Genomic DNA, 12,817 nt, shown 5'->3' on the forward strand with positions numbered 1-12,817 from the left:
CCATCCGACCATGAGCCGCACGTTCACCCGCGACGATCTGCGCCGCATCATCGCCATCCTGGCCGAGGCCGCCCAGGCGGAAATCCTGCCGCGCTTTCGCAACCTGCCGCAGCAGGCGGTGCGCAACAAGACCTCGCCGCGCGATCTCGTCACCGACGCCGACGAGGGCGCCGAGCGCTTCATCAGCGCGCGTCTGTCCAAGCTGTTTCCCGGCGCGGTCATGATCGGCGAAGAGGCCACCACGCTGAATCCCGCGCTGCTCAACATGCTGGTCGATGCCGAGCTGGCGTTCCTGATCGATCCGATCGACGGCACGCGCAACTTCGTCGCCGGCCTGCCGCTGTTCGGCATGATGGTGGCGATCTGCCATCGCGGCGACGTGATGGCCGGCATCATCTACGATCCCATCGGCCGCGACGCGGCGGTGGCGCTGCGGGGCGAAGGCGCGTGGTTCGAACACGAAAACGGCACCCAGGAGCCGCTGCGCGTGGCCGAGCCGGTGCCGGTGGAAGAGATGGACGGCATCATCGCCACGGGCAGCCTGCCGCCCGACGTGCGCGCCACCGTCAACGCCAACCAGGCGCAGCTGGCCGCCACGGCCTACCTGCGCTGCGCGGCACACGAATATCGCCTGGCCGCCTCGGGCCACACGCACCTGCTGTTCTACAACAAGCTGATGCCCTGGGACCACGCCGCCGGCTGGCTGCTGCACCGCGAGGCGGGCGGCTACTGCGCGCACTTCGACGGCTCGCCCTACAAGCCCACGCACCGCAGCGGCGGCCTGCTGTACGCGCCCGACGCGGGCAGCTGGCACGCGGCGCGCCGTGCGCTGTTCGGCAGCGACGAGATCCCCACCTTCTGAGCGGGATCAGGCCGGCGGCTGCGCCGGCCACAGCGTGCCCAGCACCACGTCGCAAGGCTGCTGGATCTTCAGGCCGATCAGGTCGTCGGCGCGCGTGCGGCCCAGGTTGAGCGCCACGATCGGCAGCCCCTCGTGCGCGGCATGCTGCACGTAGCGATAGCCCGAGTGCACCATCAGCGACGAGCCCACCACCAGCACCGCGTCGGCGCGCCCGAGCGCCGCATAGGCCCGCTCGGTGCGCTCGCGCGGCACCAGCTCGCCGAAGAACACCACGTCCGGCTTGACGATGCCGCCGCAGCGCGGACAGGCCGGCACGTCGAACTGGCTGAAGTCCACGCCCTCCAGGTCGGCGTCGCCGTCCGGCGCGTCGTCGGCCTCCAGGTGCACCCAGGCGGGGTTGCGCGCCTCGAGCTGTTCCTGCCAGGCCTGGCGCGGACCGCGCCAGTCGCAGCGCATGCAGCGCACCTCGTCCATGCGGCCGTGCAGGTCGATCACCTCGCGGCTGCCGGCGGCCTCGTGCAGGCCGTCCACGTTCTGCGTCAGCAGCACTTCGATGCGGCCTTCGCGTTCGAGCCGCGCCAGCGCGTAGTGGGCCGGGTTGGGCTTCATGTGGCCGAAGCGGCGCCAGCCCACCATGCCGCGCGCCCAGTAGCGCGCGCGGGCGTGGTCGCTGCCCATGAAGGTCTGGAAATCGATCGGCGGGCGGCGCTTCCAGGCGCCCGCGTCGTCGCGGTAATCGGGGATGCCGGAGGGGGTGCTGCAGCCCGCGCCGGTCAGGACGAACAGGCGCGGGTGCGCCTGCACGAATGCGCGCAGGGCTTCGATCTGGGACACGGCGACGTCCATGGAAACTCCGGAAGCGGGCGCCCTGCCCCGCGCGATCAGCGCGAGGCGGGCACGGCCACCGGCGCGCGCTGCTCGCGCACCGGCAGGTGCATGGCAGCAGAAAACAGCCCGATGGCAATTGACAGCAGCCAGACCGGATCATACGAGCCCGTGAGCTCGAACAACACCCCGCCCAGCCACACGCCCAGGAAGCTGCCCACCTGGTGCCCGAGAAACACCACGCCGAACAGCGTGGACAGCGACTTCAGGCCGAACAGGTTCGCGACCAGCCCGGTGGTGACGGGCGCGGTGCCCAGCCACAGAAAGCCCATGGCGCAGGCGAAGACCAGGGTGGAGGCGACGCTGACCGGGGCGAGAAAATAGACGGTGATGACCGCCGTGCGCAGCAGGTACAGCATCGCCAGCACGTATTTCTTGGTGTGGCGCTCGCCCATCAGGCCGAAGAAGAAGGTGCCCGCGATGTTGAACAGGCCGACCAGGCCCAGCGCCAGCGCGGCCGTGCCGCCGCCGATGCCGTGGTCCGACAGATAGGCCGGCAGGTGGGTGGCGATGAAGGCCAGGTGGAAGCCACAGGCCATGAAGCCCAGCCACAGCAGCCACAGGTCGCGATTGCCCAGCGCCTGGCGGATCGGCACGGGCGCGGGGCCCGCTGCCGCGGCGGGCGCCGGCGCGCCGCCCTGCTTCGGCTCGCTCAGGAAGAACGCCAGCGGCGCCATGGTCGCGAGCAAGACGGCGCAGGCCAGCAGCGCGCCCTGCCAGCCCAGCGTGCCGATCAGGAACATGCCGAGCGGCAGCATCACGAACTGGCCCAGCGCGCCCATCGCCGAGACCGCGCCGAGCGCGCGCGAGCGCTGCGCCGCCGGCACCTTGCGTCCGACCGCGCCGTTTACCGTCCAGGCCGTGCCGGCCAGGCCCAGCCCGATCAGCAGGCCGGCCGACAGCGTGAGCGACAGGCGCCCGTCGGACAGCGTGGTCAGGGCCACGCCGGCCACATACAGCAGCGCGCCGCCGAACACCACGCGCGCCGTGCCGAAGCGATCGGCCAGATAGCCGGAGAACGGCTGCGCCAGCCCCCACACGATGTTCTGCACGGCGATGGCGAACGAGAAGGTCTCGCGCGTCAGGCCGAACGAGTCGATGACCGGCAGCTGGTACAGGCCCGAGCTGTGGCGCTGGCCCAGCGACAGGCCGAGCACGATGCCGGCCGCGAGCACCACGGGCCAGATCGAAGACGCGCGCGCGGCGCGCGGCGAAGCGTTGTCCATTTCCTCTTGCTCCCCCGTGCGCGGCGGCCGGCACGGCTTCTTGCGGATCGAATTGTCGTTATGGTGTCGGGCCGCCGGACCGGTTCCGGCCCGGCGCCCGTGGCGCGGCGCGCACGCTGCGCGCCGCGGCGGGGTCAGCCGCCCAGCCCGCAGTCGGGCGTGTCGCTGACCAGGCTCGCCTGCGTGACGTTGCTGTGGGCGGCCACGCTGCGCGTGAGCCAGACGTTGCCGCCGATGGTCGAGCCCTGGCCGATCGTGATGCGGCCCAGGATGGTTGCGCCCGCATAGATCACCACGTCGTCTTCGATGATCGGGTGGCGCGGCAGGCCCTTCTTGAGCTCGCCGTTCTCGCCCGGCGGGAAGCGTTTGGCGCCGAGCGTGACCATCTGGTAGAGCCGCACGCGGTCGCCGATGATCGCGGTCTCGCCGATCACCACGCCGGTGCCGTGGTCGATGAAGAAGCTGCGGCCGATGGTCGCGCCCGGGTGGATGTCGATGCCGGTCTCGGCGTGGGCGATCTCGGCCACGATGCGGGCCAGCATGGGCGCGCCCAGGCGATACAGCACGTTGGCCAGGCGGTGGTGGATCATCGCCATCACGCCGGGATAGCACAGCAGCACCTCGTCGGCGCTGCGTGCGGCCGGGTCGCCCTGGTAGGCCGCCGTCACGTCATGGTCGAGCGCCTTGCGCACCTGCGGCAGGGCCGCGCCGAACTGGCGCACCAGCTCGACGGCTCGCTGCATGGTCTGCTCGAACGGCACCGGCTCCTCGCGGCCCAGGTGCTGGAATTCCAGACAGACCTGGTGCAGCAGCGCATCGAGCGCGGCGCCGATGGTGTGGCCCACGTAGAAGTCTTCGACTTCCTCGCGCAGGTCGATCGGCCCCAGGCGCATCGGGAACAGCGCGCCGCGCAGCTGGCGAATGATGTCGCGCAGGCTTTCCTGCGACGGAAACTCGCGGCCGCCGGACTCTTCGCGCAGGCGGCCGCGCGGGCCGCGCCACTCGTGGCGCGCGGTGCGCAGGCCCGAGACGATGCCATCGAGATTCCAGTGGGCGGTGGGGAAACGCGACGACCCGCTCATGGGCGCCTCCAGGACGCCGGCTTCGGCTGGACAGACATGATTTGACCTCGTGAATGACGGAACCGCCCGCGGGCGGCCTGGCCACCCCGGCCGGGGCGGCGCACATGGGTCAACTGTAACCGTTGCGGGCGCAATCTCGCAGCGCGTCCGACACGGCGGCGGGGTTATGCCGTGCGGCCGCCCGCGCCGGTGGCGTGCATCACGTGGCGGTAGCGGTCGATCCAGTAGCCGGTCGAGGCGTCGTGGTGCCAGTCCACCGTGCCGGCGCGGGCCGGCACGCCCAGCTGGCGCTCGATCTCGGCGGCCAGGCGGCGCCGCACCGGGCCGCTGCCGTCGCAACCATGCACCCGGGCCAGGACCGCCTCGAACAGCGCGTTATGGTGCTCGTAGAGCGCCAGCAGCGCGCCGATGCTGCGGGCGTCCGGGCGCGGCAGCATGATGAGGGTGGACGGCCGCACCGGCTGGCGCAGGCTCAGCAGCCGGCGCTCGGCCAGGCATTCGGCCAGCACCGCGCCGTGCGCCCCGCCCGCGCGCGGATCGTCGAGCAGCGCCACGAAGTCGACCGGCGCGCCCTCGGGGTGGCGTTCCAGCCAGCCGGCCGCGGTCAGGGCCGGCGGCAGGCTCCAGACCACGGGCCCGGCGGCCGGGCCGGCGGGATCGCCCATGTTCAGCTGCTGCACGTAGTTCGGCACGTGCGCCAGCGCCTGGCCGCACACCGCGATGTGCCAGGTGGCACCGCCGCGGGCGCCGGCGCGCGCCAGGCTGGCCAGCGCCATCTGCACCGGCGCGTTGCGCAGCAGCGGCGCCTGCGCCACGTGCTGGTCGAGCGCGGCCGCGCCCGCGCTCAGTTGCAGCCACAACGACCAGCCACCGGCCAGCCCCAGCACCAGCGGCGCCATGGCCCACCAGGCGTGGCGCGCCGGCAGGTCCTGCGGCAGGGCAAAGATCTGGGCGCTGGCGATGCCGGCGGCGCGCGCCGCCCCCGGGTCGGCCGTGACGGCCACGATGCGCCCGGCCGGGTCGGCCACGCCGGCGCGCCGCAGCCAGTCTCGCGCCTGCTCCAGTTCGAGCCGGGTGCGGGCGTCGTCGAAGCTCAGGCTGCCGATCACGATCAGGGCGTGACGCGCCTCCGCGCCCGCGCCGAAGCCGCCGCCGCAGGGTCCGGCGCAATGCAGGCGGCGCCGGTGCATCTGGTCGGACAGGGCATGCAGCACGCCGCGCAGGCCGCAATCGAGCGCGCCCTCGCCCAGCAGCACCACGTGGCGACAGTCGGCCGAGGCGTCGGCCTGCTCGACCCAGCGCCGCATGCGCGCCAGCAGCTCGCCCTGCTGCGCGTCGCCGTCCTGGCGCATGGTGAGCACGCTGGCCGGCAGCGCCGGGGCACACTGGCTGCGCGCGTCGGCGTGTTCGATGCCGCAGGCCGCCAGCAGGCCCAGCCCCGCCATCGTGAGCGCGGGCGAACCCGGCTGCAACGCGAGGTCGACGCCGATCCCGGCGGGCTCCAGCATCCGCAGCGTGCGCGCATCCAGGCTCGCGCCCTCGGCCGCGCGCAGAAAATGCGACCAGCAGGCCGGGACCCGATTGTTGTCGTCATAGTGGGCCATGTCGTCCCCTCCAGATCAAAGATGTGCCGCCAGCGCCGGCGCCAGCGGCGCGGCCGCCTGCAGCAGCGCCAGCCGGGCCCGCGCCACGGTGGCCTGCGACGTGCCCTCCGCCTCCAGCACCAGCACCTCTTCGAGGCGGCTGGCGCGCAGCAGCGCGAACGCGTCCTCGAACTCGACGCGTACCCCGTCCACATAGGAAATCCGGCGCGCCTGGTCGAAGCGGGCCTGGCTGCGCAGCCGCGTCAGCACCGCGCTCATTTCGGCGGCCGGCATCGGCACGCGCAGCACCGGCGCGCGGAACGAGGCGGGCAGCGTCGCAAAGCCGAGGTCGGCCTCGGGCCAGGCCGACAGGCACTCGAGCAGGCGCGCCGCGGCGTAGACCGCATCGTCGTAGCCATACCAGCGGTCGCGGAAGTAGAGCCGGCCGCTGAGGTCCACGCCCAGCAGCGCGCCGGTGGCCTGCATGCGCGCGCGGATCGACGCCGCATCGCCGCGCCACGGTGCCGACTCGCCGCCGGCGCGCGTGACCACGCGCGGCAGGGCCAGGCTGGTGCGGGCGTCGTGCAGCACCAGGCCGCGCGGGTGGCGCGCCAGCACCTGCGGCGCGATCAGCATCATGGCCTGGTCCGCGGTGAGGACGAGGCCGCGCTTGGTGACCACCGACATCCGGTCGCCGTCGCCGTCGAAGGCGATGCCGAGCTCGCAATCGGAATAGCGCAGGCAGTACACCAGGTCCTGCAGATTCTGCGTCAGCGTGGGATGGGCCGGATGCGCCGGCGCGCCCGGCTGGGTCTGGTCGAACAGCACCGTGACCTCGCAGCCCAGCATGCGCAACAGCGCCGGCGCGACGTGCGCGGTGGTGCCCTGGCCGCAATCGACCACCACCTTGACCGGCCGCGCCAGGCGGATGTCCGCGCTCACGCGCGCCAGGTAGCACGGCAGCAGATTGAGCGCGCGCCGCGCGCCCGGCGCGATGCCGGACGGCGTCTCCTGCATCACGGCGCGCAGCGCGAGCAGGCCATCGCCCTGCAGCGGCAGCCCGTCCCACATGACCTTGATCGAGGCGCGCGGCGCGGGCGTTTCGCTGGTGCACACGCTCACGCCCACGCCGCAGTCCATCAGGCGCGTGGCGTAGCAGGTCATGGGGCTGGTGGCGATGCCGATGTCGACCACGTCGACCCCGGCGGCGCGCAGACCCGCCTGCATCGCGGCGGCGAGCTCCACGCTGGGCAGCGTGGCATCGCGGCCGATCACGACCGCGCCGAACCGCGCGTCACGGGCACGCAGGCCGATCGCCGTGCCGAGCGCATGGGCGAACGCCGCATCGATGACGAGCGGCATGGGTCCTCGCACCTCGCCATCCTTGAAGACGGCGCGCGAGATCGAACGGGTGGCGATTGCAGGTGTGTCTATCATGCTTGACTCCCGCGTGGCGCTTGCGGCGCACCACGTAGGCAGTATTCCAACGGGTTTCGTTCGGACTGGCAGTCAGGCAGATGGATGAAGCAAAGCAGGATGCCCGGCCATCAGGGGGAGCCTGCCTCATCCTCGTCCTCTTCCAGTCCCGGGACCAGGCCCAGGTTCACCGCGGTGAAGGCGGCGGCGGCCTGGTTGCGCGCATTCAGCTTCCAATAGAGCGTGCGTGCGTGCGACTTCACGGTCGCCACCGACGTGCCGACCTCGCGGCTGATCTCGCGCATGGTCTTGCCACGCACCATCAGCCGCAGGATTTCCTCCTGGCGCTGCGTCAGCCGCGTGGGCGCCTCCGGCGTGCTGGCCTGGCGCCGCGCCGGCGTGCCGCGGATCGGCATCGGATAGCACTCGCCACCGGCGAGCACCAGCCGCACCGCGGCCGTGAGCGCGGCCGGATTGAGCGACTTCGAGACATACCCCGCCACCCCCGCGCGGATCGCGGCGGCCATCAGCGCCGCATCGAATTCCGCGTACAGCACCAGCACCCGGCGCGGCGCCAACAGGCCGATCGCCTCGTTGAGCGCCGGCACGTTGCGGGCCGACTGCGCGCCGCCGCCGAACAGCAGCAGCTCGATCGGGTGCACACCGCTATCGCGCAGCGCCTGCAACTGCGACGAATCGCCGGCCACCAGCCCCGCGTCCAGGCCGGCCTCGTGCAGCACGTGCTGGATCGCCACGCGCAGCAGGGCATAGTCTTCGATCAGAACCGTGCTCATCCGCTCGACCTCTCGCTGGCCGATCCCCCCGGCCGCCGCGCATCGTGGCGGCTCGAGGGGCATCGTTGAGATCGATCCTAGCAGCGGGCTGCGCGCGTCACCCTCGTGCAGGAGAATGAAGCGCCCGGCTCTTTTGGCCGGGATCTCAGCCCCCTGCACGGCGCGCTACCTGCACATGGCGTAGGCCTGCATCAGCCCGGGATCGCGGATCGGCGCGGGCGGCGCGCCGGCCTCCCACTCGAGCGTGGCGCCGCGTTGCAGCGCCGCGTACACGGCCTCGCCCTTGTTTTTCACGTGCAGCCGCTGATACAGCGTGCACGCGTGGGTCTTGGCGGTCGCCACGGAGATGTTGAGCATGCGGCTGACCGTCTTGATCGGGTAGCCGCGCGCCAGCAACACCAGGACTTCGTATTGGCGCGGCGTGATCTGCAGCAACTGCGCGCCCGCCGAGATCGGCATCGCGCCTCGCGCGCCATCGATGCGGGCGGGCAGCACCGCGTGCAGCGCCGGCGTGCCGGCGGCCTGCGGCATGACCTGCTCGCCCGAAAAACACTGGCCGCCCGCGAGCACCAGCCGGATCGCCGCTTCCATCACTTCGACCGGCGCGGTCTTGAGCAGGCAGCCGCGCGCCGCGCCGCCCGACTGGGCCAGCACGGCCGGCGGCAACGGCGCCGCGTCGGTCAGCAACAACAGGGACTGCGGCCGCAATACCCGCTGAATCTCGGCCAGCGCGCTGGCCGCCAGGTCCGCTTCCGGACACAGGCCATAGATCAGGAGATCCGCCTCCATATGACGAGCCTCGGGGGTGGCCAGCTCCGCCACACCCGTCGCTGTAATTTCCCACGCATCGTCCAGTTCAGACAAAACTTGCCACAAACCAAGGCGCAACAGCGGGTGAGCTTCGACAAGTACGATCTTGACCATTGCTCTCACCTTTCCACGTCAGCAACGTTGTGAACCCGCACAGTTGCGGTTCCCCGTGCCTCCTGGCTGCCGCTGCTGCAACGCGGAAATCCCACCGCCGGATGGCTCCTCTCCAATCCGGCCTCAGCCTGCCAGGCACGAAAACATAATATTTGTCGGATCTTGTTAACGCAATCTACGCCCTGCTGAATTAGTGCGTTAAAGTTTTCATAAATCGAAAGCATGACTGCAGGAGTCGTCATACCACGCGTTTTAAACTGTTCGAAAGATGTCATCCGGTTGGTATCCCCCTCTTCCTCCGCGCCGCACGACAACCGAACAACTTATTGATTTTGCTGGTTTTTTCCAGACCACCCATCCGACACGGGGGAATCATCCCGGCCCGCAGCAATCATCAGAATTAAATTTCCTGCCGTGACCGTCGGCGAAAAATATGTCACAGCGCGCGCCGAATAACGACGTTATAAACGCCCGGCGGGAATAATCACTCCTTTTAATAACAAGTTTGCGAATTTTCTGGTTGCCACCTTTTCCGAACGTCTCCGGCACCCTGTACTCCCCTTTTTTTTCAATGACTTGCATGTCGCCCAAGACCCGTCATGAAACATCATGGCCGCGACAAATCATTTAGCCGCGCGGATTCATTCTTTTTCATGAGCCAATCCGGGACGTCAGTCTCTTTGCGGAATCCTCGTCCCTCGCCGTTTAGATCGTGCGCCCGAGGCCGCTCGCCCGAGCGGCCGGACGTGGATTCATGCGGTTTTCAGCAGACCTTATCGCTCGAAACACATTCATTATGTTTTCCAAGCTTTTGTTTTAAAACGAATTTCCAACACCGTTTAAATGCAGCATGGTGCGGCGCAATGCCGCGCGCGCGCCCCGGTCCGAAAGGGCGCGACATAAGGGAATACGAGAATTCGTGGCGGTAACCCGGCATGGGTATAGTGCTTTCAAACAAACGTTTGAATTGACGCCTCGATGACCGAACCCCCAGCCTCGACCACCCGTGACGCCATCCTGGACCATGCCGAACTGCTGTTCGCCCAGCAGGGCCACGACGGCACCTCGATGCGGCAGATCACGAGCGCCGCGGGCGTGAACCTCGCCGCGGTCAACTACCACTTCGGCTCCAAGGAAGCCCTGGTCCAGGCCGTGCTCAAGCGCCGCCTGGCGGTGGTGAACAGCGAGCGCCTGCGGCTGCTCGACGCGCTGCAGGCGCAGGCCGAAGGCAAGCCGCTCAAGCCGTCGCAGATCGTGGACGCCTTCTTCGGCACGCTGCTGCGGCTGGCGTCCAGCCCCGATCACGCGGGCAAGACCTTCCTGCCGCTGCTCGAGCGCACCATGACCGATCCGGCGGGCTTTCTGCGTGCCCTGCTCGCCGAGGAGTACGCCGACGTGATCGAGCGTTACCGCCAGGCCCTGTTCGAGGCCCTGCCCGACGTGCCGCGCGCCGAGATCATCTGGCGCTTCCAGTTCATGCTGGGCGCCACCTCCTACGCCATCATGGGCACCGACACCCTGCGCATCGTGACCGGCTGGACGCCCGCCGACGGCGAGCGCGCCGACGATCCCGACATGCTGCTGCCGCGCCTGATGAGCTTCCTGCTGGGCGGCCTGCGCGCGCCGCTGCCCACCTCCGCGGCACCCTGAGCGCGAGGCCCGCGCACGCACGTCCACGATAAATACACCGGAGACACCATGACCGTCGTTCTCGCCATCCTGTTGTTCGTGCTGCTGCTCGCGGCGCTGGTGCTCGCCGTGGCGCCGCTGCGGCGCGCCCTCCTGACGCGGCCCATCCTGGCGGCCTACCGCAAGGCGCTGCCGCAGATGTCGGACACCGAGCGCGACGCGCTCGAGGCCGGCACGGTCTGGTGGGAAGGCGAGCTGTTCAGCGGCAAGCCGCGCTGGGAGCGCCTGCTGGCCTACCCGCGCCCGCGCCTCACCGCCCAGGAACAGGCCTTCATGGACGGCCCGGCCACCGAGGTCTGCGCCATGGTGAGCGACTGGAACATCACGCAGGAACGCTACGACCTGCCGGTGGAGGTGTGGGACAAGCTCAAGCGCGATGGCTTCTTCGGCATGATCATCCCGAAGGCCTACGGCGGCCTGGAGTTCTCGGCCTTTGCCCACTCCGAGATCGTGACGCGGCTGTCGACGCGCTGCTCGGCCCTGGCCGTATCGGTGATGGTGCCGAACTCGCTCGGCCCCGCCGAGCTGCTGCTGCATTACGGCACCGAAGAACAGAAGTCGCATTACCTGCCGCGTCTCGCGCGCGGCGACGAGATTCCCGCGTTCGCCCTCACCAGCCCCTGGGCCGGCTCCGACGCCGCCGCCATCCCCGATTTCGGCATCGTGTGCAAGGGCGAGTGGCAGGGCCGCGAGGTGCTGGGCATGCGCGTCACCTGGGACAAGCGCTACATCACGCTGGCACCGGTGTGCACGCTGCTCGGCCTGGCGTTCCGTCTCTACGACCCCGACGGGCTGCTGGGCGCGCGCCGCGACATCGGCATCACCTGCGCGCTGGTGCCGCACGACCACCCCGGCGTGGACACCGGCCGGCGCCACTTCCCGCTCAACGCGATGTTCATGAACGGCCCCACGCGCGGCAACGACGTGTTCATGCCGCTCGACTTCATCATCGGCGGACCGGCGATGGCGGGGCACGGCTGGCGCATGCTGATGGAATGCCTGGCCGCGGGCCGCTCGATCTCGCTGCCCTCGTCGAACACCGGCATGGCCAAGCTCACCGCGCGCGCGGTGGGCGGCTATGCGCGGGTGCGCAGCCAGTTCCGCATGCCGGTGGGCAAGTTCGAGGGCGTGGAAGAGGCCCTGGCCCGCATCGGCGGCCACACCTACGCGATGGACGCGGCGCGCGCCATGACGGCAGGCGCCATCGACCTCGGCGAGAAGCCCTCGGTGGTGTCCGCCATCGTCAAGTATCACGTCACCGAGCGCGCGCGTCAGGTCGTCAACGACGGCATGGACGTGATCGGCGGCAAGGGCATCTGCCTCGGGCCGTCCAACTTCCTGGGCCGCGCCTACCAGCAGCTGCCCATCGGCATCACGGTGGAAGGCGCCAACATCCTCACGCGCAGTCTCATCATCTTCGGCCAGGGCGCGATCCGCTGCCATCCGCACGTGCTGGCCGAGATGCAGGCGGCGCAGCTGCCCAAGGCGGACGAGGCCCTGCCCGCCTTCGACCGCGCCTTCTGGGGCCACGTGCGCTTCGTGCTCGGCAACTTCGCGCGCGCCGCCGGCACCGCCCTCACGGGCGCGCGATTCGCGCGCGCCCCCGCCGACGCGGCGCCCGAGATGCTGCCTTACTATCGCCAGCTCTCGCGCCTGTCGGCCGCCTTCGCGCTCACGGCCGATACCTGCATGCTGGTGCTGGGCGGCAGCCTCAAGCGGCGCGAACGCATCTCGGCGCGGCTCGGCGACGTGCTGGCGCAGATGTACCTGGCCAGCGCCGTGCTCAAGCGCTTCGAGGACGAAGGCCGGCAGGCCGCCGATGCGCCGCTGGCGCACTGGGCCTTGCAGGACGCGCTGCTGCGTGCGCAGGATGCCTTCGACGGCGTGCTCGCCAACGTGCCGCAACGCGCGGTGGCCGGCTTGCTGCGCGCCGTGATCTACCCCTGGGGCCGTCCGAATCGTGCGCCCGCCGACCGGCTCGGCCAGGAAGTGGCGCGTCTGCTCATCGCGCCCGGCGAATCGCGTGACCGGCTCACCGCCGGCTGCTACCTGCCCGCCAGCACCGACGAGCCCGTCGGCGCCATCGAGGCCGCGCTCGCGGCCACCGTGCGCGCCGAGCCCGCCGAGCAGCGCCTGCGCGCGCTCGAGAAGGGCGGCGTGCTCGATGGCAACCCGCAAGCCAATGTGCGTGACATAGCGCAAGCGGCGCACGCGGCCGGCGCCCTCGGCGCGGAAGACTATGCCATCATTGCCGAACGCAATCGTCTGCGCGACCTCGTGATCGGCGTCGACGACTTCCCCTTCGACTTCGGCGTGACCGGCGCAGCGCGGCCGGCGGCGCGCCGTGCTGCCTGAG

The 12,817-nt window shown here is 70.3% G+C and carries 10 protein-coding genes; 3 read left to right on the plus strand and 7 right to left on the minus strand.

The window, feature by feature from the left end:
* The first annotated feature begins 10 nt into the window (after positions 1 to 10).
* The gene (locus CEG14_RS18955; RefSeq protein WP_094827948.1) at positions 11 to 862 is read left to right on the plus strand and encodes an inositol monophosphatase family protein; all 852 of its coding nucleotides are present in this window, start codon (positions 11 to 13) and stop codon (positions 860 to 862) included.
* A gap of 6 nt (positions 863 to 868) precedes the next feature.
* Here the strand turns inward: CEG14_RS18955 and CEG14_RS18960 are convergent, their stop codons facing one another.
* The 7 genes from CEG14_RS18960 to CEG14_RS18990 all read right to left on the minus strand — a co-directional run bounded on the left by CEG14_RS18960 (position 869) and on the right by CEG14_RS18990 (position 8,772).
* A complete protein-coding gene (locus tag CEG14_RS18960; RefSeq protein ID WP_094827949.1) occupies positions 869 to 1,708 on the minus strand; it encodes an NAD-dependent protein deacetylase in 840 nt (279 codons plus the stop codon).
* 35 nt (positions 1,709 to 1,743) lie between these two features.
* Positions 1,744 to 2,973 (minus strand): MFS transporter, encoded by a 1,230-nt coding sequence (locus CEG14_RS18965; RefSeq protein WP_094827950.1) that lies wholly within the window; start codon positions 2,971 to 2,973, stop codon positions 1,744 to 1,746.
* 134 nt (positions 2,974 to 3,107) lie between these two features.
* Positions 3,108 to 4,055 (minus strand): serine O-acetyltransferase EpsC, encoded by a 948-nt coding sequence (gene epsC, locus CEG14_RS18970; RefSeq protein ID WP_094827951.1) that lies wholly within the window; start codon positions 4,053 to 4,055, stop codon positions 3,108 to 3,110.
* A gap of 164 nt (positions 4,056 to 4,219) precedes the next feature.
* Positions 4,220 to 5,659 carry a hypothetical protein gene (locus tag CEG14_RS18975; protein WP_094827952.1) on the minus strand — a complete coding sequence of 480 codons (1,440 nt, stop codon included), beginning with the start codon at positions 5,657 to 5,659 and terminating at the stop codon, positions 4,220 to 4,222.
* A gap of 15 nt (positions 5,660 to 5,674) precedes the next feature.
* Positions 5,675 to 7,075, minus strand: a complete 1,401-nt coding sequence (locus CEG14_RS18980) for a phosphomannomutase/phosphoglucomutase (RefSeq protein WP_094827953.1) — start codon at positions 7,073 to 7,075, stop codon at positions 5,675 to 5,677.
* 110 nt (positions 7,076 to 7,185) lie between these two features.
* Positions 7,186 to 7,848 carry a helix-turn-helix transcriptional regulator gene (locus tag CEG14_RS18985; RefSeq protein WP_094827954.1) on the minus strand — a complete coding sequence of 221 codons (663 nt, stop codon included), beginning with the start codon at positions 7,846 to 7,848 and terminating at the stop codon, positions 7,186 to 7,188.
* A gap of 165 nt (positions 7,849 to 8,013) precedes the next feature.
* Positions 8,014 to 8,772 carry a response regulator transcription factor gene (locus CEG14_RS18990; protein ID WP_094827955.1) on the minus strand — a complete coding sequence of 253 codons (759 nt, stop codon included), beginning with the start codon at positions 8,770 to 8,772 and terminating at the stop codon, positions 8,014 to 8,016.
* A gap of 978 nt (positions 8,773 to 9,750) precedes the next feature.
* Between CEG14_RS18990 and CEG14_RS18995 the strand changes: the two genes are divergently transcribed.
* Entirely contained in the window at positions 9,751 to 10,422 is a 672-nt protein-coding gene (locus tag CEG14_RS18995) for a TetR/AcrR family transcriptional regulator (RefSeq protein ID WP_094827956.1), read from the plus strand.
* A gap of 48 nt (positions 10,423 to 10,470) precedes the next feature.
* The gene (locus CEG14_RS19000) at positions 10,471 to 12,816 is read left to right on the plus strand and encodes an acyl-CoA dehydrogenase (RefSeq protein ID WP_094827957.1); all 2,346 of its coding nucleotides are present in this window, start codon (positions 10,471 to 10,473) and stop codon (positions 12,814 to 12,816) included.
* The last annotated feature ends 1 nt before the right edge of the window (position 12,817 follow it).

It is taken from the genome of Bordetella genomosp. 1 (genome assembly GCF_002261335.1).
Classification (GTDB): Bacteria; Pseudomonadota; Gammaproteobacteria; order Burkholderiales; family Burkholderiaceae_B; genus Bordetella.

What these genes read in the sequence shown, in the direction of transcription:
- CEG14_RS18955 (WP_094827948.1), top strand. Translation starts at nt 11, where the DNA reads ATGAGCCGCACGTTCACCCGCGACGATCTGCGCCGCATCATCGCCATC.
- CEG14_RS18960 (WP_094827949.1), bottom strand. Translation starts at nt 1,708, where the DNA reads ATGGACGTCGCCGTGTCCCAGATCGAAGCCCTGCGCGCATTCGTGCAG.
- CEG14_RS18965 (WP_094827950.1), bottom strand. Translation starts at nt 2,973, where the DNA reads ATGGACAACGCTTCGCCGCGCGCCGCGCGCGCGTCTTCGATCTGGCCC.
- epsC (WP_094827951.1), bottom strand. Translation starts at nt 4,055, where the DNA reads ATGAGCGGGTCGTCGCGTTTCCCCACCGCCCACTGGAATCTCGATGGC.
- CEG14_RS18975 (WP_094827952.1), bottom strand. Translation starts at nt 5,659, where the DNA reads ATGGCCCACTATGACGACAACAATCGGGTCCCGGCCTGCTGGTCGCAT.
- CEG14_RS18980 (WP_094827953.1), bottom strand. Translation starts at nt 7,075, where the DNA reads ATGATAGACACACCTGCAATCGCCACCCGTTCGATCTCGCGCGCCGTC.
- CEG14_RS18985 (WP_094827954.1), bottom strand. Translation starts at nt 7,848, where the DNA reads ATGAGCACGGTTCTGATCGAAGACTATGCCCTGCTGCGCGTGGCGATC.
- CEG14_RS18990 (WP_094827955.1), bottom strand. Translation starts at nt 8,772, where the DNA reads ATGGTCAAGATCGTACTTGTCGAAGCTCACCCGCTGTTGCGCCTTGGT.
- CEG14_RS18995 (WP_094827956.1), top strand. Translation starts at nt 9,751, where the DNA reads ATGACCGAACCCCCAGCCTCGACCACCCGTGACGCCATCCTGGACCAT.
- CEG14_RS19000 (WP_094827957.1), top strand. Translation starts at nt 10,471, where the DNA reads ATGACCGTCGTTCTCGCCATCCTGTTGTTCGTGCTGCTGCTCGCGGCG.